The sequence below is a fragment of the Streptomyces sp. NPDC087859 genome, assembly GCF_044742595.1.
Classification (GTDB): Bacteria; Actinomycetota; Actinomycetes; order Streptomycetales; family Streptomycetaceae; genus Streptomyces; species Streptomyces canus_F.
In genome coordinates, this window is sequence record NZ_JBIUUU010000002.1 from 311,600 (window position 1) to 336,744 (window position 25,145).

The 25,145-nt window shown below is 69.7% G+C and carries 24 protein-coding genes; 14 read left to right on the forward strand and 10 right to left on the reverse strand.

Annotated features, from left to right (window positions below; translation table 11 throughout):
- Window positions 1-57 precede the first annotated feature (57 nt).
- Window positions 58-480, forward strand: coding sequence for a pyridoxamine 5'-phosphate oxidase family protein (locus ACIOHP_RS05340; RefSeq protein ID WP_401883583.1), 423 nt, complete (start codon window positions 58-60; stop codon window positions 478-480).
- Window positions 481-572: 92 nt separating this feature from the next.
- Window positions 573-1,619: a phosphotransferase gene (locus tag ACIOHP_RS05345; protein WP_361552499.1), complete on the forward strand. Its 1,047-nt coding sequence runs from the start codon at window positions 573-575 to the stop codon at window positions 1,617-1,619.
- Between the two features lie 79 nt (window positions 1,620-1,698).
- Here ACIOHP_RS05345 and ACIOHP_RS05350 read toward each other — a convergent pair whose 3' ends face one another.
- Window positions 1,699-3,258 (reverse strand): protein kinase, encoded by a 1,560-nt coding sequence (locus ACIOHP_RS05350; RefSeq protein ID WP_401883585.1) that lies wholly within the window; start codon window positions 3,256-3,258, stop codon window positions 1,699-1,701.
- A 336-nt stretch (window positions 3,259-3,594) separates the two neighbouring features.
- Here ACIOHP_RS05350 and ACIOHP_RS05355 point away from each other — a divergent pair, with 336 nt between their 5' ends.
- From ACIOHP_RS05355 to ACIOHP_RS05370, 4 genes are all read left to right on the forward strand, one after another.
- Window positions 3,595-5,217, forward strand: a complete 1,623-nt coding sequence (locus tag ACIOHP_RS05355) for a protein kinase (RefSeq protein ID WP_401883587.1) — start codon at window positions 3,595-3,597, stop codon at window positions 5,215-5,217.
- 111 nt (window positions 5,218-5,328) lie between these two features.
- Window positions 5,329-5,748, forward strand: coding sequence for a hypothetical protein (locus ACIOHP_RS05360; protein WP_401883589.1), 420 nt, complete (start codon window positions 5,329-5,331; stop codon window positions 5,746-5,748).
- A gap of 312 nt (window positions 5,749-6,060) precedes the next feature.
- Window positions 6,061-6,552 (forward strand): hypothetical protein, encoded by a 492-nt coding sequence (locus ACIOHP_RS05365; RefSeq protein WP_401883591.1) that lies wholly within the window; start codon window positions 6,061-6,063, stop codon window positions 6,550-6,552.
- The gene (locus tag ACIOHP_RS05370; protein ID WP_361552484.1) at window positions 6,549-7,007 is read left to right on the forward strand and encodes a GNAT family N-acetyltransferase; all 459 of its coding nucleotides are present in this window, start codon (window positions 6,549-6,551) and stop codon (window positions 7,005-7,007) included. The genes ACIOHP_RS05365 and ACIOHP_RS05370 overlap by 4 nt, the downstream gene beginning before the upstream one ends.
- A gap of 72 nt (window positions 7,008-7,079) precedes the next feature.
- Here the strand turns inward: ACIOHP_RS05370 and ACIOHP_RS05375 are convergent, their stop codons facing one another.
- A complete protein-coding gene (locus tag ACIOHP_RS05375) occupies window positions 7,080-7,928 on the reverse strand; it encodes a D-alanyl-D-alanine carboxypeptidase family protein (RefSeq protein WP_401884122.1) in 849 nt (282 codons plus the stop codon).
- 261 nt (window positions 7,929-8,189) lie between these two features.
- Between ACIOHP_RS05375 and ACIOHP_RS05380 the strand changes: the two genes are divergently transcribed.
- Window positions 8,190-8,864, forward strand: coding sequence for a GntR family transcriptional regulator (locus ACIOHP_RS05380; protein WP_361552481.1), 675 nt, complete (start codon window positions 8,190-8,192; stop codon window positions 8,862-8,864).
- Window positions 8,861-10,153 (forward strand): MFS transporter, encoded by a 1,293-nt coding sequence (locus ACIOHP_RS05385; RefSeq protein WP_361552478.1) that lies wholly within the window; start codon window positions 8,861-8,863, stop codon window positions 10,151-10,153. The genes ACIOHP_RS05380 and ACIOHP_RS05385 overlap by 4 nt, the downstream gene beginning before the upstream one ends.
- A 52-nt stretch (window positions 10,154-10,205) precedes the next feature.
- Here the strand turns inward: ACIOHP_RS05385 and ACIOHP_RS05390 are convergent, their stop codons facing one another.
- Window positions 10,206-11,030 carry a maleylpyruvate isomerase family mycothiol-dependent enzyme gene (locus ACIOHP_RS05390; protein ID WP_307028337.1) on the reverse strand — a complete coding sequence of 275 codons (825 nt, stop codon included), beginning with the start codon at window positions 11,028-11,030 and terminating at the stop codon, window positions 10,206-10,208.
- Between the two features lie 180 nt (window positions 11,031-11,210).
- Here ACIOHP_RS05390 and ACIOHP_RS05395 point away from each other — a divergent pair, with 180 nt between their 5' ends.
- Window positions 11,211-12,005, forward strand: coding sequence for a carbon-nitrogen family hydrolase (locus tag ACIOHP_RS05395; RefSeq protein ID WP_361552472.1), 795 nt, complete (start codon window positions 11,211-11,213; stop codon window positions 12,003-12,005).
- Window positions 12,006-12,021: 16 nt separating this feature from the next.
- Here ACIOHP_RS05395 and ACIOHP_RS05400 read toward each other — a convergent pair whose 3' ends face one another.
- The gene (locus ACIOHP_RS05400) at window positions 12,022-12,516 is read right to left on the reverse strand and encodes an LURP-one-related/scramblase family protein (RefSeq protein ID WP_401883595.1); all 495 of its coding nucleotides are present in this window, start codon (window positions 12,514-12,516) and stop codon (window positions 12,022-12,024) included.
- Window positions 12,517-12,615: 99 nt separating this feature from the next.
- Window positions 12,616-13,629 carry a helix-turn-helix domain-containing protein gene (locus tag ACIOHP_RS05405; RefSeq protein ID WP_401883597.1) on the reverse strand — a complete coding sequence of 338 codons (1,014 nt, stop codon included), beginning with the start codon at window positions 13,627-13,629 and terminating at the stop codon, window positions 12,616-12,618.
- A 53-nt stretch (window positions 13,630-13,682) separates the two neighbouring features.
- Between ACIOHP_RS05405 and ACIOHP_RS05410 the strand changes: the two genes are divergently transcribed.
- Window positions 13,683-14,087 carry a cupin domain-containing protein gene (locus ACIOHP_RS05410; RefSeq protein ID WP_401883599.1) on the forward strand — a complete coding sequence of 135 codons (405 nt, stop codon included), beginning with the start codon at window positions 13,683-13,685 and terminating at the stop codon, window positions 14,085-14,087.
- A 29-nt stretch (window positions 14,088-14,116) separates the two neighbouring features.
- Complete coding sequence (locus ACIOHP_RS05415; protein ID WP_401883601.1) at window positions 14,117-15,946, forward strand: NHL domain-containing thioredoxin family protein; 1,830 nt, start codon at window positions 14,117-14,119, stop codon at window positions 15,944-15,946.
- Here ACIOHP_RS05415 and ACIOHP_RS05420 read toward each other — a convergent pair.
- The 4 genes from ACIOHP_RS05420 to ACIOHP_RS05435 form a co-directional block, all read right to left on the reverse strand.
- A complete protein-coding gene (locus tag ACIOHP_RS05420; protein WP_361552458.1) occupies window positions 15,934-16,170 on the reverse strand; it encodes a DUF6458 family protein in 237 nt (78 codons plus the stop codon). The two genes, ACIOHP_RS05415 and ACIOHP_RS05420, sit on opposite strands and share 13 nt — an antisense overlap.
- Window positions 16,171-16,248: 78 nt before the next feature.
- Window positions 16,249-17,544 (reverse strand): M18 family aminopeptidase, encoded by a 1,296-nt coding sequence (locus tag ACIOHP_RS05425; protein ID WP_401883603.1) that lies wholly within the window; start codon window positions 17,542-17,544, stop codon window positions 16,249-16,251.
- Between the two features lie 77 nt (window positions 17,545-17,621).
- The gene (locus ACIOHP_RS05430; RefSeq protein WP_361552452.1) at window positions 17,622-19,448 is read right to left on the reverse strand and encodes an acyl-CoA dehydrogenase; all 1,827 of its coding nucleotides are present in this window, start codon (window positions 19,446-19,448) and stop codon (window positions 17,622-17,624) included.
- A 133-nt stretch (window positions 19,449-19,581) separates the two neighbouring features.
- Window positions 19,582-20,442, reverse strand: coding sequence for an intradiol ring-cleavage dioxygenase (locus tag ACIOHP_RS05435; RefSeq protein ID WP_401883605.1), 861 nt, complete (start codon window positions 20,440-20,442; stop codon window positions 19,582-19,584).
- Between the two features lie 168 nt (window positions 20,443-20,610).
- On the opposite strand from ACIOHP_RS05435, the gene ACIOHP_RS05440 reads away from it, so the two are divergent.
- From ACIOHP_RS05440 to ACIOHP_RS05450, 3 genes are all read left to right on the forward strand, one after another.
- Window positions 20,611-21,075, forward strand: a complete 465-nt coding sequence (locus ACIOHP_RS05440; RefSeq protein WP_059194285.1) for an SseB family protein — start codon at window positions 20,611-20,613, stop codon at window positions 21,073-21,075.
- Window positions 21,076-21,143: 68 nt separating this feature from the next.
- Window positions 21,144-21,977, forward strand: coding sequence for a hypothetical protein (locus ACIOHP_RS05445; RefSeq protein ID WP_401883607.1), 834 nt, complete (start codon window positions 21,144-21,146; stop codon window positions 21,975-21,977).
- Between the two features lie 91 nt (window positions 21,978-22,068).
- Window positions 22,069-23,040 (forward strand): pirin family protein, encoded by a 972-nt coding sequence (locus ACIOHP_RS05450; protein ID WP_401884124.1) that lies wholly within the window; start codon window positions 22,069-22,071, stop codon window positions 23,038-23,040.
- Between the two features lie 80 nt (window positions 23,041-23,120).
- Here ACIOHP_RS05450 and ACIOHP_RS05455 read toward each other — a convergent pair whose 3' ends face one another.
- Entirely contained in the window at window positions 23,121-24,911 is a 1,791-nt protein-coding gene (locus tag ACIOHP_RS05455; protein ID WP_401883609.1) for a recombinase family protein, read from the reverse strand.
- Window positions 24,912-25,145 lie beyond the last annotated feature (234 nt).

Here is a 25,145-nt window from a genome sequence, read left to right on the forward strand (position 1 = left end):
CGCATTAGGGACCAAAGACCCCTGCCCCGGGACGCGTGTACGGCCGACATTGGTCGTATGTCCTCCGACGAACAGCTCGCCGTCGAACTGCTCGCCCGCACCGACTACGGCCGGGTGGCCACCAGCATGCGCGCCCTTCCCTTCCTCGCCTTCGCCCGCCACGTCGTGGACGACGGGCGGGTCCTGCTGAGGCTGCCCGGGAACTGCGGCTACCACCGCGCGTGCGCCGGCGGCGTCGTCGCGTACGGCGCGGACAACCTGAGCTCGGCCCGGCCGGGCGAGGGCCTGTGGTCCGTCCAGGTCGTGGGCGAGTGCTCGGCGTACGAGCCGACGGCCGCCGAGGTCGAGCGGTTCGGGCCGGTGCCCCGGCTCGTCGACGGCGAGCCCTATGAGCCCGTCTATCTGCTCGTCGAGCCGCAGTTCGGCACGGTCCACTCGACCGACGGCGCCCTGGAAAGTCGCTTCGCGCACATGCCGTGACCGAAAGCGACTGTCTGTGACAACGCCCAGCTCACAGGCTCGGCTCGTGCCCTAGCATCTGGCGCGTGCCGCGCCCTTGTGTACCACCCCTCATGCCTCACGCGCCCCCGTTGCGGGCCCTCCTCAGCCAGTACGCCGCCGGCTCCGCCGTCACCTGCGAACCCACCGACCAGGGGCTGCTGAACCGCGGCTACCGCCTGCGCACGACCCGCGGCCACTACTTCCTCAAGCACCACTTCGACCCCGAGACCGCCGACCCGGCCGCCATCGCCCGCCAGCACCGCGCCACCGAGCGGCTGGCGGCCCTGGGCGTCCCGGTCGCCCCTCCCCTGCCCGACCGCGACGGCCGCACGGTCGCGGTCGTCGGCGGCCACTCCTATGCCCTCCACCCGTGGATCGAGGGCCGCCACCGCCACGGGGGCCAGCTGACGCCGGAGCAGTGCGGACGGCTGGGGGCGCTCCTCGGCGTGGTGCACGCGAGCCTGGAGCGGGTGATGCCGGTGCAGGGACGAGTGCCGGGCGCGCGCGGTGAGGCGAGTGCCGGGCGGCCGGACAGCGCGCCCGCCGCGGACCCGGGCGCCGACCCCGCCGACACCTTCGCCCTCATCGACGACCTGCTCACCCGCGTACGCCGGCACCGTCCCGCCGACTCCTTCGACGAGCTGGCCCGGCACCGGCTCCTGGAGCGGCGGGCGCTGCTGGAGCGGCACGCGGACCGGCGGCCGCCTCGGGGCGGCTGCGTCGGGTGGGTGCACGGGGACTTCCACCCGTTCAACCTGCTCTACCAGGGGGACGCCCCGGCCGCGATCGTCGACTGGGACCGGCTGGGCGTGCAGCCCCGCGCGGAGGAGGCCGTACGCGCCGCCGCGATCTTCTTCGTCCGGCCCGCGGGGGCGCTCGACCTGCCTAAGGTGCGGGCGTACGCGCGCGCGTACCGGCGTACGGCGGGCGCCCCGCCCTCGGAGCTGGCGGCGGCCGTCCACCGGGTCTGGTGGGAGCGCCTCAACGACTTCTGGATGCTGCGCTGGCACTACGAACGCGGCGACACCCGCGCGGACCCCCAGTTCCCGGCGGCCTCGGCGCTGGTGGTGTGGTGGACGCGGGAGTACGAGGCGGTGTGCGAGGCCTTCGCCGAATGAGCCGCCCGCCCGGGAAAACGCCACGCGCGCGTACGGTCCGTTCCCGGTCCGTACGCGCGCGTGGCGGTGTACTGCTGCGTCAGCCGCCCTCTACGTCACCGGTGGTGCCGCCCGCGTCGGCGCCGCCGTCCGTCTCCGTCGGCTCCTCCGTCGGCTCCGTGGGCGTCGGCTCGGCGCTGGTCGGCTCCGCGCTCGTCGGCTCGCCCGTGGGCTCCGTGGCCGTCGCCGTGGGGGTCGGCGAGGGCGTGTACGACGGCGAATAGGACTGGGTGTAGGACGGATCGGTGCCCGTGGACCCGTCGTCGGTCTGCGTGTCGGTCGCCTCGTCCGTCGGCTCGTCGCTCGGCGACTCGCTGGTCGTCTCCGAGGGCTTCGTGGAGGTGGTCGGCTTCTGGGTGGTGCCGTCATCGCCGCCGCCCCCGCCTCCCCCGTTCAGCGCCAGCGCGACGCCCGCCGCTATGGCGACCACCGCGAGGACGGCGAGGATCCACAGCTTGCCGCGGCCGCTGCCCCGGTTGCCGTGCCCCTCGAAGCCGCCGTCGTCCCCGCCGCCGTAGCCGCCGGGCAGGATCGGCTGCGGGATCTGCGTGGTGCCGGAGGCGTCACCGGGGTGCTGCATGACGGTGGTGCCGGCGAAGCCGCCCGAAGGGGTGTGCCGGCCGTCGTGCAACGCGACCGGCCCGGTGTTCCAGGTGCCGGTGTGACCGCCCTGCTCGTACAGCATCTGCAGCCCGTACTGGACGAGCCCGCGCATCTCCTCGGCCGTCTGGAACCGGTCGTCCGGCTCCTTGGCGAGCGAGCGCATGACCAGGCCGTCGAGCTCCGGAGGCGTGGCGTCGGAGACCTCGGACGGAGGCGTCGGGATGTCCTGGACGTGCTGGTAGACGACGGACAGCGGGGTCTCACCGGTGAACGGCGGCCGCAGCGCGAGGAGTTCGTACAGGAGGCAGCCCGTCGCGTACAGGTCGGAGCGGTGGTCCACCGCCTTGCCGAGCGCCTGCTCGGGCGACAGGTACTGAGGGGTGCCCATGACCATGCCGGTCTGCGTCATCGTCGACTGCGCGCCGTGCAGCGCGCGGGCGATGCCGAAGTCCATCACCTTCACGGCGCCGCTGTGGGTGATGATGACGTTGGCCGGCTTGATGTCCCGGTGCACGATGCCGTGCTGGTGCGAGTAGGCGAGTGCCTCCAGGACCCCGGAGACGATGATCAGCGCCTGCTCGGGCCCGGGGGCCTCGGCGTTGATCAACAGGTCCCGGATGGTCCGGCCCTCGACGATCTCCATGACGATGTACGGAACGGCGTGGCCGTTCACGAAGTCCTCGCCGGAGTCGTACACCGCGACGATCGCGTGGTGGTTGAGGCCGGCCACGGACTGGGCCTCGCGGGTGAAGCGGGCCTTGGAGACCGGGTCCTCGGCCAGGTCGGAGCGCAGCAGTTTGACCGCCACGGTGCGGCCGAGACGTACGTCCTCGGCGGCGAACACCTCGGCCATGCCGCCCCGGCCGAGTCTGTGTGTCAGCCGGTACCGGCCGTCGCCGACCAGTCCGCCGTTGCCCCACATCTCCGGCGCGTCTGACATCCCGCCGCCAGTCGCCTCGGGGTCGGACGGGCCCTGAGCGCGCTGCTGCTGTGCCATCGGTCCTCGCCGTCGTTTCTGCCCGCGGTGCGCGCGGTGTTGTTACGGTCTCCGTCGGCCACGCTACAGCCTTTGCGCAAGCCTCCGGTCCGGGATGAGCCCGGGGACCGGTCCGAGCCGGACCGGTCATCAAAGCGGTAGCACGCGCTGTCGTGCAAATTCTGTGTACCGGCCGTAGGCCCCCTGTAACGCTTCCGCGACGCTTCTTTCGCGTACGGTCACGGAACGGGCACCCGGCTTGACCTGTCAGTGCCGTGGGGCAGACTTGGCCGGGAATGAGCTATTCGATCAATGACAGTCGGGCCGGCGCCTGATGGCCGATGGGGGACGCGGAACATGAGCCAGGACGGCGCACACGGCCGGTATGCGGGGCGGGCGATCGCCAACAACCGCTATCAGCTGCGCGACTTGCTCGGTGAGGGTGGCATGGCCTCGGTGCACCTCGCGCACGACACCGTGCTCGACCGCCCCGTCGCGATCAAGACCCTCCACACCGAGCTGGGCCGGGAACAGGCCTTCCGCGAGCGCTTCCGCCGCGAGGCCCAGGCGGTGGCCAAGCTCACGCACACCAACATCGTCTCGGTCTTCGACACCGGCGAGGACAACCTCGACGGGACGACGATGCCGTACATCGTCATGGAGTACGTCGAGGGCCGGCCGCTCGGCTCGGTGCTCGACGAGGACGTACGGCAGTACGGCGCGATGCCCGCCGACAAGGCGCTGAAGATCACCGCTGATGTGCTGGCGGCGCTGGAGATCAGCCACGAGATGGGCCTGGTCCACCGCGACATCAAGCCCGGCAACGTGATGATGACCAAGCGCGGCGTCGTCAAGGTCATGGACTTCGGCATCGCGCGCGCCATGCAGTCGGGTGTCACGTCGATGACGCAGACCGGCATGGTCGTCGGCACCCCCCAGTACCTCTCCCCCGAGCAGGCGCTGGGCCGCGGTGTGGACGCGCGCTCCGACCTCTACTCGGTCGGCATCATGCTGTTCCAACTGGTCACCGGGCGGCTGCCGTTCGACGCGGACTCGCCGCTGGCGATCGCGTACGCGCATGTGCAGGAAGAGCCGGTGGCCGCGTCGCAGATCAACCGCGCGCTGCCGCCCGCGGTGGACGCGCTGATCGCCCGCGCCCTGAAGAAGAACCCGAACGAACGCTTCCCCAGCGCCGAGGCCATGCGCACCGAGTGCCTGCGGGTGGCGGCGTCCTTCCAGGCGGCCGCACCGAGCATCGTCCCCGGCGCGCAGACGTCGAGCGGGGCGGGCGTGGGCTCGGCGGTGTTCCCGCCGGTGGACCAGGGGACCCCGGCGCCGACGGGCCCGGTCCAGACGCCGTACCAGCAGACGCCGAACCCGTACGGCACCCCGCCGCCCTCGGCTCCCTCCCCGGCGTACGGCTATCCGCAGCAGGGCGGGTACCAGACCCCCACGCCGGCGCCGCACGCGTACGCCTCGACTCCGCCGCCGTACAACATCACCCCGCAGCAGGCACCGCCCTCGGGCGGCGGCCGCAAGAGCAACAAGCCGGTCGTCCTCGGCTCGATCATCGTGTCCGTCGTGGCGGTCGGCGGCCTGATCGCGGCGCTGACGCTGAACGGGGGCGGGACGGACGACGACGCCGGCGGCGACACCACGCCGACCACCTCGTCGACGCCCTCGGGATACCGGACCGGGGACGCGAACCGGACGGTCGAGACGACCGAGTGCACCGAGCCGCAGGAGTCGAACAACGACCCCGACCAGGTGCAGATGCCGGACTTCGCGTTCAAGAACTGGGACTCCGTCAAGCTCTGCCTACAGGCGGCGGGTTGGTCCTATGACGACAACGACTACGCCGAGAACACGTACGGCCAGGGCACGATCATGAACCAGTTCCCCAAGGCCGGGACGGACTTCAACCCGAAGGACCCGCCGGACATGCAGTTCGACGTCTCGACGGGCGTCTCGGCCGGCTAGCCGACGGCCTGTTACCCCCGTCACAGGAACGCTGATCACGGGGGTGGCATGGTCATGCCCCTCATAGGATCCCGCCTGCAAGACAATCGATCTTGGACACAGGGGGGACCCTTGAAGAAGAACCTCAGCAGAATCCTCGCGGTGGGCGCCGCGGCCCTGGGCGCGTTCGCCTTCTCCGTGAGTCCGGCGGCCGCCGGTGGCGTCGGCACGTCGATCTCCGGGGCCCAGGGCACCGGGGACTTCTACTACGCGAGCAAGACCGTCGCCAACAAGATCTACCTGACGGTGACCGACACCGCCCCCGACGGACACCACGTCCGCATCCGGGTGCAGTCCCTCACCCCGGAGCGCGTGGTGACCAGCTACGCCTGGCGCTCGGTCACCGCCGGCTACGAGCACTCCGACACCTGGGTGACGTCCCTGACGGACACCCGTGGCATCTGGGCGCTGCGCATCCAGGTCTGCGTCTACGAGAAGGACGACCAGCTGGGCTGCGACGAGTCGAGCTGGGACGGCAACACCTACTACTGAGCCGACCAGAGCCAAGAGGGCCGCCATGGATCCGGCGGTCATGGACGGCGGCACGCATCGGACCGGGTCGGCCCTTACGCGGGGTCGGCCCGATCCGCGTCTTCCTCACCGGCCCGGCCGAGCAACAGCGGTGCCGGCTTGGCGAGTTCCTCAACGATCGGTACGACGGTGTACGTGCCGTCGCCCATGGCGTCCCGCAGGGACTGACTTTCAGCGGCGTCAGTGCGTGGCCGGGGGGTGGCGCGGGGGAACGGTGAAGGTGATCATTGCCGTATGGCTGGTTTTCGAACAGATGCGCATATAACGGCAGCCGTGGACGTCTCCGGGCTGCTGGAGCTCGCCGACACTCATCACGCCCGTGCCGTAAGGCCCTTGGGGACGCATGAGGTCGCCGGCCACCTGGTGAAGGCGTACGGCATCGAAGCCCCCGGGCGGAAGGTCGAGGCCGCGGACGCCGCGTTGGCGATCGCCGAGGCGCACCTCGCCACCGCCGGGCTCCGTGGCTCCCGTGGCTCCCTCGGGGTCGCCGTGCTGCTGGTGCATGCCGGAGGCGACGGGGACTACGTGCTCGTGCACACGTGGATCGAGGGGGACATGTCCGACCTCGCCGTCTTCGTCGGGCCCGTCGGTGAGCCGGAGGGCTTGCGGCCGGGGCGGCAGGGGCTGGCTCCCTGTGTATGGGAGGCGGCCGTGTTCGCGTACGAGCGGGATGCCTGGGTGCGGCACGTGCTGGACGGGGACGGGGAGATCGGTGAACGGCTCGCCGCCTGGTCCGCGGATGTGCTGGAGGGGGAGGTCCGGTGAGCGGCGGTCCCGTCGTGCGGCGGGTGCGGCCCGAGGAGCTGGCGGACGTCGTCGCGCTGATCACCGAGCACGCCGTGTACGAGAAGGCCGAGCCGCCCGCCCCCGGGCTCGAGGAGCGGTTGCGGTCCCTGCTGTTCGGGAGCCCCGAGCCGCGGCTGCGGTGTCTCGTCGCGGAGTTGGACGGGACCGTCGTCGGATACGCCACCTGTTCCGCCGAGGTGTCCACCTGGGACGGCGCCGAGTACCTCCACATGGACTGTCTGTTCCTGCGGGACGGGCACCGCGGGCTCGGCATCGGGGAGTCGCTCATGGCCGCCGTACGGGACGAGGCGCGGGCTCTCGGGCTCGGACAGGTGCAGTGGCAGACGCCCGCGTGGAACGAGGGGGCCATTCGGTTCTACGACCGCATCGGCGCCGTCTCGAAGGAGAAGCTGCGGTTCTTTCTGCCCGTATGACGGCATGGGAGGACGGCATGAGAAAGGGGCCCGCCGTGGCGGGCCCCTTTCTCATGTCCTGGTGCTTCGGCGTCAGCTGATCTTCGCGTAGCCGTAGTTGATCAGCTTCTTCACGTCCGACGTGCGGCTGGCCTCGTTGGGCGCGGTGAGGACCGTGCCGATCACCGACTCGCCGTTGAGCGTGGCGGCGAAGATGAGGCAGTACTTGGCCTCGCTGCCGGAGCCGGTCTTCACGCCGAGCGTGCCGTTCCAGCCGAGCAGGAGGTTGGTGTTCTTCCACGCCGCCATGGTGCGGGTGGAGCCCGTCTTCGTGATCGTCTTCGCCGTGTACGACTTGGTCTTGACGACGGACTTGAAGGTGGAGCTCTTCATCGCGCTGCGGGCGAGCTTCGTCAGGTCGCGCGGCGTCGAGGCGTTGGCGCCCCTGCTGATGCCGTCGAACGAGTCGAACTTCGTGTTCTTCATGCCCAGGCTCGTGGCCATGGTGTTCATTTTGCCGATGAAGCTCTTGGTGCGGGCCGCGACCGTCGTGCCGGAGCCGTACTTGTCGGCGAGCGCCATCGCGGCGTCGCAGCCCGACTTCAGCAGCATCCCGTAGAGCAGCTGGCGGACGGTGACCTTGTCGCCGACGATCAGGTTCGCGGAGGAGGCGCCGTTGGCGACGATGTAGTCGCTGTACGCCTTTTTGATCGTGACCTTGGCGTCCAGGTTCAGGTTCGACTGCGACAGGACGACCTTCGCGGTCATGACCTTCGTGGTGGACGCGGTGAGCCGCTTGGTGTCGGCGGACTTCGAGAAGAGCGTCGTGCCGGTGGCGCTGTTCATCAGGAACCCGCCCTTGGCGGTGATGGTGGGCGCGGTGACGGCCTGCGCCGGCGCCGCGGTGAGGGCTCCGGTGGCGAGCAGCGAGCCGGTGGTCACGGCCACGGCTACAGCTCTGCGGATACGGATGCCCTGAATGCCGGTAATCAAGTGAGGTACCCCGAATACGTTGAATGCCCCTGGCGTGCGGCCGAGTTGACCTGAAAAGTTGTTGGGGCCGCACGTGTCTGACTCGTAAGTAGCACAGAAGGTTGTGCGGCCGCTGGGGCGAGTTTGGATTCCCCTGTCCTGCGGGGCCCGTGGGGTCCGCAATATGGACGGGTCTTCGGCATGCGTACGTGTTGTATCTATGATGTGCGCATGCCTTCAGCCCCACCCGCCCCGTCCGTCGCCCACACCAAGCAGCCGCCCGCCGCCGACCGCGTCTACGACCACGTCAAGCAGGGCGTCCTGGAGCGCCGCTACGAGGGCGGCACCCTGCTCACCGAGGGCGAGCTCGCCGAGGCCGTCGGGGTCTCGCGGACACCGGTGCGCGAGGCGCTGCTGCGGCTCCAGGTGGAGGGGCTGATCAAGCTCTATCCGAAGAAGGGCGCGCTGGTCCTGCCCGTCTCCGCACAGGAGATCGCGGACGTGGTGGAGACCCGCCAGCTCGTCGAGGGACATGCCGCGCGCAAGGCCGTACCGGCGTCGCCGCGGCTCATCGCACGGCTCGAGGAACTCCTCGCCCAGCAGAAAGAGCAGGCCGCCGCCGGGGACCTGGCCGGCGCCGCCGTCACCGACCGCTGCTTCCACGCCGAGATCGTGCGCAGCGGGGGCAACGAGATCCTGTCCCGGCTCTACGACCAGCTCCGCGACCGGCAGTTGAGGATGGGCGTCGCCGTGATGCACGCCCACCCCGACCGCATCACCAAGACCCTCGCCGAGCACGAGCAGATCCTCGACGCGCTGCGCTCCGGCGACGCGGAGGCGGTCGTCGGGCTCATCCACGGCCACGTCGAGTGGTTCTCCCACCTGGCGCGGGGCGAGGTCCGATGAGCGCCACGCTGCCGGGTGACCCTCCGGGCGGCCGCCGCGCGATGGCCGTCTGGGGCATCGGCGTCTCCGTGTACTTCGTCGCCGTCATCTTCCGTACGTCGCTGGGGGTGGCCGGCCTCGACGCCGCCGACCGCTTCCACGTCAACGCCTCCGCGCTGTCGACCTTCTCCATCCTCCAGCTGCTCGTGTACGCGGGCATGCAGATACCCGTCGGTCTGCTCGTCGACCGGCTCGGCACCAAGAAGGTGCTGACCATCGGGGTGGTGCTGTTCACGGCCGGACAGCTGGGCTTCGCCTTCTCCCCCTCGTACGGCATGGCCCTCGCCTCGCGCGCGCTGCTGGGCTGCGGTGACGCGATGACGTTCATCAGCGTGCTGCGGCTCGGCACCCGCTGGTTCCCGGCCCGGCGCGGGCCGATGGTCGCGCAGTTCGCGGGGCTGGTCGGCATGGCGGGCAACCTGGTCTCCACCCTCGTGCTGGCCCGGCTGCTGCACGGCATCGGCTGGACGGCGGCCTTCGCGGGCAGCGCGGTCGCGGGTGTGGTCGTGCTGGTCCTGCTGCTGCTCTTCCTCAAGGACCACCCCGAGGGACACGAACCGGAGCCCTTCCCGCACCAGGGCGCGGCCTACGTACGACGCCAGATCGCCGCCTCCTGGCGGGAGCCGGGCACGCGGCTCGGCCTGTGGGTGCACTTCACGACCCAGTTCCCGGCGATGGTGTTCCTGCTGCTGTGGGGCCTGCCGTACCTGGTCGAGGCGCAGGGGCTGTCCCGTGCGGTCGCCGGCGAGCTGCTGACCCTCGTCGTGCTGTCGAACATGGTGATCGGGCTGGTCTACGGCCAGGTCGTCGCCCGGCACCACGAGGCGCGGCTGCCGCTGGCGCTGGGGACCGTGGGGGCGACGGGGCTGGTGTGGGCGGTGACGCTGGCGTACCCCGGCGAGCATGCGCCGATGTGGCTGCTCGTGGTGCTCTGCACGGTGCTGGGCGCGTGCGGGCCGGCCTCGATGATCGGCTTCGACTTCGCGCGTCCGGCGAACCCGCCGGAGCGGCAGGGCACCGCGTCCGGCATCACCAACATGGGCGGCTTCGTCGCCTCGATGACGACCCTGTTCGCGGTCGGGGTGCTGCTGGACGCGACCGGGAACAACTACCGGATCGCCTTCTCCGCGGTCTTCGTGCTTCAGGCGCTGGGGATCAGCCAGATCCTGCGGCTGCGTCGGCGGGCGATCCGCCGGGAGCGGGAGCGGTTGGTGGCGAGCCGGGTGGAGACGGTGCATGTGCCGGTGTAGAGCTGGGGGCCGCCGCCCCCAGTTCCGTCAGCGGTCCGTCATCGCGGTCCCGCTACCGCGTCACCGTGAAGTTCCGCAGGATCGCCGCCGTCAGGGCCGGGTCGCCCTCCGCCTTCACCCGGTCCGGTACCGCGTCCGCCGTCACCCGGCCGCAGGCCAGGCGGACGTAGGTCTCCCAGTCGAGGGTGAGGGTGGCGGCGGGGCCGAGGGCCGGGGCCGTTTCGAGGGTGCCGCGGCCCTGGATGTCGACGCGGATCGTGCGCAGGAACTCGATCGGGCCGTGGACGTCGAGGACGATCGCCGAGCTGCGAGGGGCGTCGGCCTTCTCGGCGACTATGGCGGGCAGCTCGGCGAGCAGGACGTCACGGGCGATGTGCGCGCCGGGGGAGTCCAGGTTGCCGGGGCGGCCGAGGGCGGCGCGGAGATCCTGCTCGTGCACCCAGACGTCGAAGGCGTGCTTGCGCATGGACTCTTCGAGCGTCAGTTCGCTGCCGAGGGGGCCGCGCACCTTCGTGCCCGGATCCCGCGACTCGTTGCGCAGCTGGCGGTTGCGGCGGATGATCACGTACTCCAGCTCGGACGTCATCTCCGGCGCGGTGTGATGGCGACGGACGTCGACCTGCATCTCCGTGTACCGCTGGTGCTCGTTGGTGACGTGGTAGAGGTCGCGCGGCAGCGAGTGGATGGGGCGCGGGTCCCCCAGCATCTCGGTGTCCAGACCGATGACATGGGACACGATGTCCCGCACCGACCAGCCGGGGCACGGGGTACGCCGGTTCCACTCTCCCTCCACAAGCGGGGTCACCAGCTCGGATATCGCGTCGATGGAGTGGGTCCAGGCGTCGGCGTAGGGCTGGAGAGTGGGATGCAGACTCACGGAACGGGACCCCTCGGCGGTCGGTGCACGGGCTGGTGATGGCGTCGTTGCCAGTGGGAGTGTGGCTGTCGGCGGGTGTCTTGGAACGCTAAGTTACGCTGCTGTGAGGCACCCCGGCAGTGCTTTCGTGTGACGATCGTAGGCCCGTGTGAACGGCTCGAATGCCAGGACGGTGGTAGTGTGCGCGCCTCGTTGATTCAGATCGCCGTAAGTGAGGGCGAATCGGTCGAATCGCGCCGACGACGGGTGGCCTCACTGGTACGGGACCAGTCCGGTGCCGATCTGGTCGTGCTGCCGGAGCTGTGGACCACGGGCGCGTTCGCCTACGAGGGGTTCGGCAGCGAGGCCGAGCCGCTGGAGGGGCCGACGCACGAGGCCATGGCGAAGGCCGCGAGCGACGCGGGCGTCTGGCTGCACGCAGGCTCCATCCCGGAGAGCACCGCCGACGGCACCCTCTACAACACCTCTCTCGTCTTCTCTCCCTCCGGCGACCTGATCGCCGCCTACCGCAAGATCCACCGCTTCGGCTTCGACAAGGGCGAGGCTGTGCTGATGGGCGCGGGCCGGGACCTGGTGACGGTCCGTCTGCCCGAGACCACCCTCGGCTTGGCCACCTGCTACGACCTCCGGTTCCCCGAACTCTTCCGCGGCCTCGTCGACGCCGGCGCCGAGACCCTGGTGATCCCCGCGGGCTGGCCGGAGCGCCGCCGGGCGCACTGGACGCTGCTGGCCCAGGCGCGGGCGGTCGAGAACCAGGCGTACGTGCTTGCCTGTGGAACGGCCGGGACGCATGCGGGAGTTCCACAGGCGGGTCACTCGATCGTGGTGGATCCGTGGGGCGAGGTACTGGCCGAGGCCGGCGCCGGCGAGGAGGTCCTCACCGTCGAGTTCGACCCCGCGAAGGTCGCCGTGACACGGGATCAGTTCCCGGCGCTGAAGGACCGGATGCTGGGACTGGACGCACCCCGGCGCTAGGCCTGTCCGGCGGGCCCTAGTCCTCCCTCTCCTTCTCGGCGAGGTGGATCACGCACACCGTCACCGCGATCAGCAGCGCCGGGTCCGTGTCCTCCCGTACGACGTCGACGCCGTAGGTCTCCCGCACGTGCAGCCACCGCCGGGAGACCACGGCGAGCAGCTCACCGTCGTACTCGATCGCGAACTCCCGGTCGAGGATCTTCCCGCTGACGTCGAGCTCGGTGCCGCCGTCCGCCAGGGACACCCGGTAGTGGTTGCGCAGCAGGGACAGCCGCTTGCGCTTGATGGTGGCCAGCGGTTCGCCGTCCCGCTCGATGATCATCGTGTCCCGCAGGGCGAACATCTTCTGCCGGATGTCGATCAGGACGCGCCCACGGGTGTCCTTCAGCTCGAAGGTGTCCCGCAGCCGCATGGCCTTGCCGTCGACGAGGAACACCTTGTTGCCCTGGTCGTCCTCGATCCAGTAGTCGTCACCGATGCCGAGGAGCCGGTCGCGTACGAGGAATCTCATGCCGTTACGGCTTCCCCGAGCCGCGCGGCGGAACGCAACCGATAGGCCGTAGGGATGGTCGGCACGCCGGGTTTGGTGTGGTGCCCGAGCTGCGACAGCTCAGGTCCGAGGGCGCGGGACCTCCGTCGCCGACGTCCCGAACCGCCTCCGGTACGCCGACGGGCTGAGCCCCGTCTCGCGCCGCACGCGCGCGCGGAGGTTCGCGGCCGTCCCCAGGCCACTGCGGGCGGCCACCACGTCCAGCCGTTCCTCGCCCCGCTCGATCAGCCGGCAGGCCAGTGCCACGCGCTCCCCCGTCAGCCAGGCCAACGGCGTCGTGCCGAGCTGGGCCTGGAAACGGCGGTGCAGCGTGGCGGGGGAGACGGCCGCGCGGGCGGCGAGCTCCGCCACCGTCAGCGGCTCCCCCAGCCGTCCCCGCGCCCACGCCAGCAGGGGCGCCAGCGACGCGTCCGGCACCTCGGGCACCGGACGCTCCACGAACTGCCGCTGTCCCCCGTCCCGATGGGCGGCGAACACCAGCCGCCGGGACACGGCGTTGGCGACCTCGGCACCGTGGTCGCGCCGCCAGATGTGCAGCCCGAGGTCGAGCGCGGCGGCACTGCCGGCGGCGGTGAGGAGGTCGCCCTCGTCGACGAAGAGGACGTCGGGCTCCAGGAGGACCTCCGGATGCAGTTCGCGGAACGCATCCGCCCACAGCCAGTGGGTGGTGGCCCGCCGGCCGTCCAGCAGCCCCGCCTCGGCGAGCGCGAAGCTGCCGGTGCACAGGCTCATGACGCGGGCGCCACGCGCGTGCGTGCGGCGAATCGCGTCGAGCACGGCGGCCCCGCGCGGTACGACGTTGTCCGGGCGACCCGGTACGACCAGGGTGTCGGCCTCGTCCACGGCTTCGAGTCCGGGCACCCCGCTCAGCGTGAAGAACCCGTGGTTCATCCGCACCCCGGGCGTGGGCGTGCACAGCGTCACCTCGTACAGCGGCCCCGGCAGCCCCAGCTCGGGCCGCGGCAGCCCGAACAGCTCGGTGGCGACGCCGACTTCGAAGGGGTTGGTGCCCTCGTCGACGATGACCGCGACCCGGTGCGGACGCCTGTTCGGTTGAGAGGATCCTTGCGGCATGTGCAATTCCTAGCACTCGCGCGCGTGCCGGACCGCGCCCGACGATGACGGACATGAGCGAACCCGTCTCCCCCGAGCCGATCTCCCTGGAAAAGGCCCTCGCGTCCTTCGCGGACCGGTGGAGCCCCCGCATCGTCACCACCGTCAACGACTACGACGTACGCGTCGCCAAGGTCGAGGGCGAACACCTCTGGCACACCCACGACCACACCGACGAGTTCTTCCTCGTCCTCGACGGCGAACTCCACATAGCCCTGCGCGAACCGGCCGGCGAACGGACCGTCGTCCTCCCCAAGGGCTCGGTCTTCACCGTCCCCCACGGCACGGAACACAAGCCGTACGCCCCCGTCCCGTCGTCGATCCTCCTCCTCGAACCCACCGGCACCCTCACGGTCGGCGATCGCCACGAGGACGTGCCCGGCCATGTGGATGCCACCACGGGGCACACCCTGGGGTGACTGTCGGTGGCGGGTGGCACTCTTGATCCATGAGCGACTCCGCGCCCCGCCGTGTCCGCGTCCGCGCCCCCGAACTCGTCGGCAAGGGCGGCTGGCTGAACACGGGCGAGAAGCAGTACACCCTCGCCGACCTGCGCGGACGTATCGTCATTCTCGATTTTTGGACGTTCTGCTGCATCAACTGCCTTCACGTGATCGACGAGCTCCGCGAGCTGGAGCACCAGCACCCCGACACCGTCGTCGTCATCGGCGTGCACTCGCCGAAGTTCGTGCACGAGGCCGAGCATGCGGCGGTCGTGGATGCCGTCGAGCGGTACGGGGTGGAGCATCCCGTGCTCGACGACCCGGAGCTGGCGACGTGGAAGCAGTACGCGGTGCGTGCCTGGCCGACGCTCGTCGTGGTCGACCCGGAGGGATATGTCGTCGCGCAGCATGCCGGTGAGGGGCATGTGCACGCCATAGAGCGGCTCGTGCGGGAGTTGGAGGCCGAGCACGAGGCGAAGGGCACGCTGCGACGCGGGGACGGCCCCTATGTGGCGCCGGAGCCGGAGGCGACCGTGCTGCGGTTCCCGGGAAAGGCGGTGCTGCTGCCCTCGGGGAACTTCCTGGTCAGTGACACCACCCGGCATCAGCTGGTGGAGCTGGCGCCCGACGGGGAGACCGTGGTGCGGCGGATCGGCCAGGGCGACCACCGGGGGATGACGGACAGTACGTCGGTCCGCTCGCGGTTCAACGAGCCGCAGGGGCTGGCGCTGCTGCCCGACGGCTCCGTGGTCGTCGCCGACACCGTGAACCACACCCTGCGCCGCTATGACCCGGAGTCGGGCCGTACCACCACCCTCGCCGGCACCGGCCACCAGTGGATGCGGGGCGACGACACCTCGGGACCGGCGCGCGAGGTCAACCTCTCCTCCCCCTGGGACGTGGCCTGGTGGCACGGCAAGGTGTGGATCGCGATGGCCGGCGTCCATCAGCTGTGGACGTACGACCCGGCCGATCGAACGGTCGCCGTCGCGGCCGGCACCACCAACGAAGGCCTTGTCGACGGCCCCGCCGCCGAGGCGTGGTTCGCCCAGCCCTCCGGGCTCGCCGCCACCCCCGAGCGGCTCTGGGTCGCCGACTCCGAGACGTCAGCCCTGCGCTGGGTGGACACCGACGGCACGGTCCACACCGCCGTCGGCACCGGGCTCTTCGACTTCGGACACCGCGACGGCGCCGCCGAACAGGCCCTGCTCCAACACCCGTTGGGGGTCACCGCGCTGCCCGACGGCTCGGTCGCGGTCAGCGACACGTACAACCACGCCCTGCGCCGCTACGACCCGGCGACGGGCGAGGTCACCACCCTGGCCACGGATCTGCGCGAGCCCAGCGGCGCCGTCCTCGTCGGGGACGACCTCGTGGTCGTCGAGTCGGCCCGGCACCGGCTCACCCGGCTGCGGCTCCCGGAGGAGGCCGTACGCGTGGCGTCGGTCGCCCACCGCACCCCGCGCGCCGCCACCGAAGTCGCCCCGGGCAGGCTGCGGTTGGACGTGGTCTTCCAGGCCCCGGCAGGTCAGAAGCTCGACACCCGGTACGGTCCCTCGACCCGGCTGCTGATCTCCGCCACCCCGCCCGGACTGCTCGTCGAGGGCGAGGGCGCGGGCACCGAACTCTCCCGCACCCTGCTCCTCGATCCGGGGGTCGCCGAAGGTGTGCTGCATGTCTCCGCGACGGCCGCCTCCTGCGACGACGACCCTCGCAACGAATACCCCGCCTGCCATGTCCACCAGCAGGACTGGGGTGTGCCGGTCCGTCTCGCCGAGGGCGGTACGGACCGGCTGCCCCTCGTGCTGGCCGGTATGGACGATCAGCCGGTGTAGCCGCCCCCGCGCCGGTGGTCGTCCTCGACCACGGTCGTCGTGGGCGGCGGTACGACCACCCGCCTGCGCCGGGCGATGCTGCTGAACGTGCTGACGCCGATCAGGCCGACGATCATGAAGATGACGCCGACCAGGTCGAGATTGACTCCCTGCATATCCCAGTCGGTCGCGAACGTGAGAATGGCTCCCGCGGCGATGAGGATGATGCATCCGCCGAGGCCCATAGTGTCGCCTCCCTGTCCGGTGGTTCCGGTTGAAGGCGGGTACCCGGCCTCGCGAGGGCTATCCCTCGCTGTCCCTCGCTATCCCTCCAGGAACGCCACCAGCGCGTTGGCCAGCAGATGCGGGTCGTCCACGCCGCACAGTTCGCGGGCGCTGTGCATCGACAGGATGGCGACGCCGATGTCGACGGTCTTGATGCCGTGCCGGGCCGCCGTGATGGGGCCGATCGTGGTGCCGCAGGGCATCGAGTTGTTGGAGACGAAGGACTGGAAGGGGACGCCGGCCTTCTCGCAGGCGGTGGCGAAGACCGCGCGGCCCGCACCGTCCGTGGCGTAGCGGTTGTTGACGTTGACCTTGAGGATCGGGCCGCCGTTGACCCGCGGGTGGTGCGTGGGGTCGTGGCGTTCCGCGTAGTTGGGGTGGATCGCGTGGCCCGTGTCGGAGGACAGACAGACCGTGCCGGCGAAGGCGCGCGCCCGGTCCTCGTACGACCCTCCGCGCGCGAACACCGAACGCTCCAGCACACTGCCGAGCAGCGGCCCGTCCGCGCCGGTGTCCGACTGCGAGCCGTTCTCCTCGTGGTCGAAGGCGGCGAGTACGGGGATGTGGGACAGGGCCGAGCCGGTGGCGACGGCGCTCAGCGCGGCGACCTCGGCGTGCACGGACAGCAGGTTGTCCATGCGCGGGCCGGCCACCAGCTCCTTGTCGCGGCCCAGGTAGGCCGGGGGCTCCACCGAGTGCACCATGAGGTCCCAGCCGGTCACCTCGCCCGCCGGGAGGCCGCTCTCCTCCTCCAGGAAGCCGATGAGGTCGCCCTCGCGGATGTCGTCGCCGAGCCCCCAGATGGGCTGCAGATGCCGCTGCTTGTCGAGCTTGAGGCCCTCCGTCGACACGGAACGGTCCAGGTGGACGGCGAGCTGCGGGATCCGCAGCAGCGGTCGGCCGACGTTGACCAGCCGTGTCGAGCCGTCCCGCAGGGTCAGCCGGCCGGCCAGGCCCAGGTCGCGGTCGAGCCAGGAGTTCAGCAGCGGTCCGCCGTAGATCTCCACGGCGACCTGGCGCCAGCCGTGCGCCCCGGCGTCCGGGAGCGGCTTGACCCGCAGGTTGGGGGAGTCGGTGTGCGAGCCGACGATCCGGAACGGGGTGTGCGGCTCGGCGCCCTCGGGGACGTACCAGGCCACGATCGCGCCGCCGCGCAGCACGTACTTGCCGCCGGTCGTCCCGTCCCAGGCGTCCGTCTCCGCGACCTGCCTGAAGCCCGCCTTCTCCAGTCGCTCGGCGGCGTTCGCCACGGCGTGGTAGGGCGAGGGGGCGGCAGCCAGGAAGGACATGAGGTCGTCGGTGTGACCGCGGTCGAAGCGGGAGGGTTCGCTCATGGGGTTCACCTTAACGACGTACGAGGGCCCGCTCCGATGATGGGAGCGGGCCCTCGGGAGAGCTGTGCGGGTGTGTCCTAGAACGCGGCCTCGTCCAGTTCCATCAGGTCGAGCTCGACGCCCTGGGCGAGCTTGCGGGCGCCGGTGACGCCGGGCAGGACGTTGGCGGCGAAGAACTTCGCCGCCGCGATCTTGCCGGTGTAGAACGCCTTGTCCTTGGCGGAGGCCGTCTCCAGCTTCTCGGCGGCGATAGCGGCGCCCTTGAGGAGCAGGTAGCCGACGACGACGTCGCCGGAGGCCATCAGCAGGCGGGTGGTGTTCAGGCCCACCTTGTAGATGTTCTTGACGTCCTGCTCGGTGGCCGCGAGGTCGGTCAGCATCAGACCGACGATGGCCTCCAGCTCGACGGCCGCCTTGGCCAGGTGCTCGCGAGCGCCCGCGAGGTCCTCGCCGCCCGTGCCGAGCGCCAGGAACTTCTTGATGTCCTCGGCGAGACCGTTCAGGGCCGCGCCCTGGTTGCGGACGATCTTCCGGAAGAAGAAGTCCTGGCCCTGGATGGCCGTGGTGCCCTCGTACAGGGTGTCGATCTTGGCGTCGCGGATGTACTGCTCGATCGGGTACTCCTGGAGGAACCCGGAGCCGCCGAAGGTCTGGAGCGACTGGGCGAGCTGCTCGTAGCCCTTCTCGGAGCCGTAGCCCTTCACGATCGGCAGGAGCAGGTCGTTGAGCGCGTGCTCGGCCTTGGTGTCCTCGCCGGCGGCCTCCTTGACGGCGATCGCGTCCTGGATGGAGGCGGTGTAGAGGACGAGGGCGCGCATGCCCTCCGCGTACGCCTTCTGCGTCATGAGCGAGCGGCGTACGTCGGGGTGGTGGGTGATGGTGACCTTGGGCGCGGTCTTGTCGCCGAAGGCGGCGAGGTCGGAGCCCTGGACGCGCTCCTTGGCGTACTCCAGCGCGTTCAGGTAGCCCGTCGACAGCGTGGAGATCGCCTTCGTGCCGACCATCATGCGGGCGAACTCGATGATGCGGAACATCTGGCGGATGCCGTCGTGCTTGTCGCCGATCAGCCAGCCCTTGGCGGGGTGCTGGTCGCCGAAGGTCATCTCGCAGGTGTTGGAGGCCTTCAGGCCCATCTTGTGCTCGACGTTGGTGGCGTAGACGCCGTTGCGCTCGCCCAGCTCGCCGGTCTCGAAGTCGAAGAGGTACTTCGGGACGAGGAAGAGGGACAGGCCCTTGGTGCCGGGGCCGTGGCCCTCGGGGCGGGCGAGGACGTAGTGGAGGATGTTCTCCTCCATGTCGTGCTCACCGGACGTGATGAAGCGCTTGACGCCCTCGATGTGCCAGGAGCCGTCCTCCTGCTGGACCGCCTTGGTGCGGCCGGCGCCGACGTCCGAGCCCGCGTCGGGCTCGGTCAGCACCATGGTCGAACCCCAGGTCCTCTCCACGGCGATCTGGGCGATCTTCTTCTGTACGTCGTTGCCCTCGTCGTAGAGGATCCCGGCGAACGCCGGGCCGGAGGAGTACATCCACACGGCCGGGTTCGCGCCCAGGATCAGCTCCGCGTACGACCAGATCAGGGACGGCGGGGCGGTGGTGCCGCCGATGCCCTCCGGGAGACCCAGGCGCCAGTACTCGGAGTCCATGAAGGCCTTGTAGCTCTTCTTGAAGGACGCCGGGACCGGCGCGGTGTTGGTCTCCGGGTCGAAGACCGGCGGGTTGCGGTCGGCGTCGGCGAAGGACTCCGCCAGGTCGTTCTCGGCGAGACGGGTCATCTCGTCGAGGATGCTCTTCGCGGTCTCGACGTCCATCTCCTCGAAGGGACCCGTGCCGTACAGCTTGTCCCGGCCGAGTACCTCGAAGAGGTTGAACTCGATGTCGCGGAGATTCGACTTGTAGTGCCCCATGGCGACGGCTCCGTAGAGAGACGGGCGAGGGACTGGATCCTCGCGCTAGTTCACGTACCAACAAGTAGCTTCGATACGATGATGCTACCCGCCGGTAATAAACCGCAACCCTGATCCGGTCATCTGTGACGGTTCACACCGGAATCGTGAGGGTGGCGGTGTAGCCCCTCTCGACACTTCCGGTGATGGCAGCCATCTGCTGGTCGTACCCATCACTGAAAACCATGTCCGTCTCGATGGAGAGCCGACCGAGGTTGGACACACTCTCGCTGTAGCCGTCCGTCGCGTACACCGTGTCGCAGACGTCCTTGGGGAACGCGAGCTGCGAGGTGTTGGTGATGGAGGTGGCCGCGGTCGCGTCCTCCAGGTCGGCGTAGACCTCGAAGTGGATGTGCGGCCAGCGGCCGGTGTAGCAGCCCGGGAAGACGCTGGTGAAGGTGACCTGCCCCTTGCCGTCGGTCTCCTGCACACCCCGCAGATAGTTCTCGTCCGTGACGCCCTCGGTGTACAGGGAGTAGCTCCCTTCGCGGTCGCAGTGCCAGACGTAGACCGCGGCGCCCTCCCTCGGGGTCCCGCAGCCGGAGGCGGCGTCCACGACCGTCAGCGTGAACGTCAGCGGCACCCCCTCGGCGGTGCCGCCCGCGGAGTCGCCGAAGCTCGTACGGATGTCGCTGCGGACGACACCGCTCTCCCTGAGGACGTTCACACCGTTCGATCCGTCGCCGGGGTAGGGCCCGGCGGTCTCCTCGGGAATCGTGGCGCATTCCGAGGATGAGGACGACGAGCCGGCCGTGGCAGAGGACGAGGAAGAGGACGAAGAGGACGAAGAGGAAGAGGCGGACGCGGTGGAGTCGTTGTCGGCGGAACAGCCGACCAGCGGTACCAGGCTCGCTCCCGCCATCAGCCGGATCATCCGCCGGCGGGCGAGGACGGGAAGGTCGTGGGCGAGTCCTCCGTCGTGCTCGTGAGCTGCGTCGTCGTGGTGTCCGCGCATGGCTGTCCTCTTGGTGGTGGGCCGCTGTCCGTGCCGCTCCCCTCGGCACTGCAGACGCTACGAGGGCCGGCCGCCGGAAACCACGGCCGCCGCCTGTCAAGCCGCTGTCGGTCTGCCCGGACCCCATTGCCGCCCGCCGCCCCCGCCCCGATCGGTACTCTTGCGCCCATGTACGGCTACGACCAGAGCGCGGGTACGCAGCAGCAGTACGCCACGCCACAGCAGCAGATGCCGGGCGGGTACGGCCAGCAGCCGCCGCTGTATCCCGAGCCGTCCCCGCCGTCCCTCGCGGACGCCGTGCGGGCCTTCACCACGGGCCAGCTGGCGGCGGAGGACTTCCAGCAGGTCTTCGCCACGTCCAAGGTGTACTGCCCACGCGGCGACAACCCCGGATTCCTCGCCCTGCACAACACCCAGCAGCCGGTGATCCCGATGTTCACCTCGCTCAAGGAACTGCGCCGGTACGCGGGCAAGGAGTCCAAGTACTTCGTGATCACGGGGGCGGAGGTGATCGACCTGCTGCCCACCGGCTACGGCTTCGTCCTCGACATGGAGGGCGAGCACCGGATGGTCTTCGACGCGAAGGCCGTGGAGCAGATGGTCGAATTCGCGATGCGCCGGATGTACGGCTGAGTGCCGGATCCGCGACCGCTCCGACTGAACCGCTCCTTCCGGTCGCCGGGCTCGCCTACTGTGCCCGCGTGACCGAGATCGACACATCGCCGCTGGTCCTGCACGGCCGGCGGCGTTCTGTTGCCCGCCTCCGAGCGGGCGTCGTGCTGCTGGAGACCGGTGGAGTGCGCCACCGGATCCCCGTCGCGGCGATCACCCGCGTCGACGCGACCGGCCCCGCAGGCCGGGTACTGACGGTCGTCGTCGCCACGACACCCACCGATTCCGTGACCTACTCCCTCACCTCCCGCAGCGCCCCGGCCGTACGGGCGTTCGCCGACGCGGTACGCCGGGCGCTGCCCGTGCGCGACGCCGACGAACCGCGTCCGCAGGTGTCGGTGGAGCCGGTCGAGCGCCCCGGCCCACACCTGGGATACGCGATCCTCGGCGCGCTGGTCCTCACTTACGTGCTGGTCGCGGTGGTGCTGGTGAACCGCGGTGCGGGGGAGCGGGCCGTCATCTTCTGGCTGGCCGGGCCGGTGCTGACGGGCGGCGGGAGCACCGCCCTGCCGGGCGGCGTGCGCACGGTGCGGGAGGCTGTCGTGCTGCGCCGCCGGGGGATCACGGTGGAGGGGCGGCGCGAGCGGTCGTACGAGGTCGGGACCGGCGAGGACGCCGTCACGCATCACACGTACGCGTACGTCGACGCCCTGGGCGAGGCGCGTACGCGCAGCGGTCCGCAGGGCGGGGCGGACGAGGTCGACATCCTGTACGACCCCGAGGATCCGGAGGGCACCACCAAGGTCGGGCACCGTACCGCCGGGCACCTCGCCCTGGGTCTGTTCCGCCTGGTCCTCGGGCTGTCCACGGTGTCGGCGGGCCTGTGGGCGATGGGCGTCGGGGTGGTGGCCCTGCTCCGTTGACGGCGGCGGGAATGTGCCTGCGGACCTCATGGTTAGGGGTGGCAGGAAGTTCAATGCTCAACTAAACTGGACGCACCAAGGAGGTACCGACATGCCCGCAGTGACCGTGGAGAACCCGCTGACGCTCCCCCGCGTGGCCGCTCCGGCCGACGCCGTGGCCCGTCCCGTGCTCGGCGTCACGACCGCGCCGAGCGGTTTCGAGGGTGAGGGCTTTCCGGTGCGCCGTGCGTTCGCCGGGATCCATTACCGGCATCTGGATCCGTTCATCATGATGGATCAGATGGGGGAGGTCGACTATCCTGCCGGCGCCCCGAAGGGGACGCCCTGGCATCCTCACCGTGGCTTCGAAACCGTCACGTACATCATTGACGGAACCTTCATCCATCAGGATTCCAACGGTGGTGGTGGCACCATCACGAACGGCGACACGCAGTGGATGACGGCTGGGTCCGGCCTGCTGCACATCGAGACGCCGCCCGAGTCGCTGGTGAAGTCGGGTGGGCTGTTCCACGGGCTTCAGCTCTGGGTCAACCTGCCGGCCAAGGACAAGATGAAGGACCCGCGCTACCAGGACATCCGTGGCGGCCAGGTGCAGCTTCTGACCTCGCCGGACGGTGGAGCGCTGCTGCGGGTGATTGCCGGTGAATTGGACGGTCACCAGGGGCCTGGTGCCACGCACACACCGATCACGATGATCCACGCGACCGTGGCTCCCGGCGCCGAGATCACGCTCCCGTGGCGTGAGGACTTCAACGGGCTCGCGTACGTCCTGGCCGGCCGTGGTTCGGTGGGCGCCGAGCGGCGCCCGGTGCACCTGGGACAAACTGCAGTGTTCGGTGCGGGCTCCTCGCTGACCGTGCGAGCGGACGAGAAGCAGGACTCCAACGCGCCGGAACTCGAGGTCGTACTGCTCGGCGGCCAGCCGATCCGTGAGCCGATGGCCCACTACGGCCCGTTCGTCATGAACACCCGTGAGGAACTCCAGCAGGCGTTCGACGACTTCCAGAAGGGGCGACTGGGGACGATCCCGGCCGTGCACGGGATGTCTGAGGGCGGACTGTAGTTACAAGGCGGGCTGTAGTTACTTGGCAGATCGTCGGCCGGCTCGGAGTCGGCCGACGATTTCCTGGTTCGGGCCGTTCTTCAGGCGGACTCGGGCAGCCTCTCGGCGCCCGGTGAGCCGTCGAAAGTCACGCCTCCTGCCCAGACGATGCTCACGCGCGACGCGGTGGGTACGCCCTGTCCAGCGTGGCGGTATGCCTTGCGGACCTCAATGCGGTCCAGAAAGAGCCGGAAGAAGGCGCGTTTCTCGTCTCGAGTGGCCTGGTCCCACCAGGAGCCCGGGCCGATGGGGTCCGAGCCGTCAGGCGGTAGCCAAGCGGAGCAGGGAAGTTGGGCTTGGCTACTGCTCCCCAACTCTGCGATACGAGTGTCAAGTGCCTGCATACGCTCCGCGAGGGCACGCTCGGTCTTGTTCCACTCGTCCTGCCCAGCGGTATCGGTGGATCCGTTTTTCAGCGTTGGGCATTGCTTGTTCGCTTGGTGCTTCTGGCGGAGATGCCGAAGGTTCGCGTGTTCGCCCAAGAGGCGATCGCGTTCTTGCGTGACCTGAAGGGGCTCCTGCTGCTCCTGTGCATACCGCGCCGACGCATGCGCGAGAACGGTCATGGTGGCTTCGTTGTCCTGCGCTGTCGCGATCACAGCCAGAACCCGGCGGGCGAGGTACTCCTCGATGCCCTTCGCGCCGATGGCCACCGTTCCCATGTGCTGACCCGGCTTCACGACCCGTCGGCGGCAGCGATAGTGCTTCTTGGAACCGGTTCCGCCGTGCGTCATGTATGACCCGCACTCGCAATACAGGAGTTTCATCGCGGACAGGACCCCGGAAGGCTGGCCCTGCCAGTCACCGCTGCTGGGGTGACGGTCTTCGACCCACTTCTGCACGCGGTACCAACGCGCAGGACTGACGATCGGCTCGTACTCCGTTACGGGATTGCCGTTGTCGTCCAAGATGATCCGGTACTCGGCGACCTTCTTGTCCGGTGTGCCGTCACGGCGGACGCCGTAGACGCTTTCACAGGCGAATCCTGCGATGCGCGGGTCAATGAGAATGCGCTTCACGGTGCCCCTGTCCCAGGGTGCTTCTGAGTGCTGTTGCGCGGTCCTTTTGCCGCGTGTCAGGTGTCCTTCGGCTTCGAGACGACGGGCGAGCTTCCAGCACGAGCCGGACGTGTCGCCAGTTGTGAGCCACTCCTCGACAATCTCCACGATGCGGCGGACGACGGGTGCTTCGTGCTCCTCGTCCGGCGTGAGGATCTTGATGCTGACCGGCTTGCCGTCGGCGGACCTGCGTGTGTCACGGACGAGGGTGAAGCCGAAGGGAGGCTTGCCCGTGTAGCCGCCCAGACTCGCTTCCAGGGCCTTGGCGGCCTTGATTGCGCGGCTTTTGTTCAGACTCTCTTCGTGGTTGGCCTGAAGCTTGAACAAGAGCTCCATGAGGGCGAGCGGGTTGTCGGTGTGGAACTCGCGATGCTCGCCGACGCTGATGATGCGAACCCGGTTCGTGAGGAGCGGGCGAAGTTCGTCGTACGTCTCCGCTGCGTTCTTCCGGCTGAGCCGGGACATGTAATGCACCATGATCACGTTGATGCGCCCGGCTCGTACGTCGCGCAGCAGTCGTTCGTAGGCGGGTCGTTCCACGTTCTTGAAGGCGCTGATGCCCAGGTCTTCGTACACCTCGACGTGGGCCGGTGGGACGTCCCACTGCTCTAGGGCCTTCAGGCACTCTTCGTGTTGAGCCGCGGTGCTGGCTTCGCTGCCAGTGGTTCGACGCTCGGATTGGCGTAGGTACACCCCCACGTGGATCGCCATGCCGGTCACGGCTACGGGGCGTGCGGGGGTGGGCAGGGCGGCGCTAGAGTCGCTGGTATCCATGAGATCGGTCCGTTCGATCCTGTGGTGAGACCCCGGCGGGTGCGTCAACACCCGGCCGGGGTTGTTTGTTACTGCGAACGCTAGGTGATCGCGACGGAGTGTCGCAGGCGATTGCTGAAAGTGATCTGCGCTGGTGTGTTGGGTAGTTGAAGTGCGTGACTGTCTCTTTACGCAGCCCTTGCGGCCATGGGTGAGGCACCGACAGTGACGCGTGTTGGGGCGTTGCAGCTGCCG

Coding starts and splice junctions, on each gene's coding strand:
- ACIOHP_RS05405 (WP_401883597.1), bottom strand. CDS start 13,629: ATGCCGCAAGGATCCTCTCAACCGAACAGGCGTCCGCACCGGGTCGCG.
- ACIOHP_RS05345 (WP_361552499.1), top strand. CDS start 573: ATGCCTCACGCGCCCCCGTTGCGGGCCCTCCTCAGCCAGTACGCCGCC.
- ACIOHP_RS05430 (WP_361552452.1), bottom strand. CDS start 19,448: ATGGGGCACTACAAGTCGAATCTCCGCGACATCGAGTTCAACCTCTTC.
- ACIOHP_RS05435 (WP_401883605.1), bottom strand. CDS start 20,442: ATGCGCGGACACCACGACGACGCAGCTCACGAGCACGACGGAGGACTC.
- ACIOHP_RS05410 (WP_401883599.1), top strand. CDS start 13,683: ATGAGCGAACCCGTCTCCCCCGAGCCGATCTCCCTGGAAAAGGCCCTC.
- ACIOHP_RS05420 (WP_361552458.1), bottom strand. CDS start 16,170: ATGGGCCTCGGCGGATGCATCATCCTCATCGCCGCGGGAGCCATTCTC.
- ACIOHP_RS05355 (WP_401883587.1), top strand. CDS start 3,595: ATGAGCCAGGACGGCGCACACGGCCGGTATGCGGGGCGGGCGATCGCC.
- ACIOHP_RS05380 (WP_361552481.1), top strand. CDS start 8,190: ATGCCTTCAGCCCCACCCGCCCCGTCCGTCGCCCACACCAAGCAGCCG.
- ACIOHP_RS05340 (WP_401883583.1), top strand. CDS start 58: ATGTCCTCCGACGAACAGCTCGCCGTCGAACTGCTCGCCCGCACCGAC.
- ACIOHP_RS05455 (WP_401883609.1), bottom strand. CDS start 24,911: ATGGATACCAGCGACTCTAGCGCCGCCCTGCCCACCCCCGCACGCCCC.
- ACIOHP_RS05415 (WP_401883601.1), top strand. CDS start 14,117: ATGAGCGACTCCGCGCCCCGCCGTGTCCGCGTCCGCGCCCCCGAACTC.
- ACIOHP_RS05450 (WP_401884124.1), top strand. CDS start 22,069: ATGCCCGCAGTGACCGTGGAGAACCCGCTGACGCTCCCCCGCGTGGCC.
- ACIOHP_RS05350 (WP_401883585.1), bottom strand. CDS start 3,258: ATGGCACAGCAGCAGCGCGCTCAGGGCCCGTCCGACCCCGAGGCGACT.
- ACIOHP_RS05400 (WP_401883595.1), bottom strand. CDS start 12,516: ATGAGATTCCTCGTACGCGACCGGCTCCTCGGCATCGGTGACGACTAC.
- ACIOHP_RS05385 (WP_361552478.1), top strand. CDS start 8,861: ATGAGCGCCACGCTGCCGGGTGACCCTCCGGGCGGCCGCCGCGCGATG.
- ACIOHP_RS05425 (WP_401883603.1), bottom strand. CDS start 17,544: ATGAGCGAACCCTCCCGCTTCGACCGCGGTCACACCGACGACCTCATG.
- ACIOHP_RS05440 (WP_059194285.1), top strand. CDS start 20,611: ATGTACGGCTACGACCAGAGCGCGGGTACGCAGCAGCAGTACGCCACG.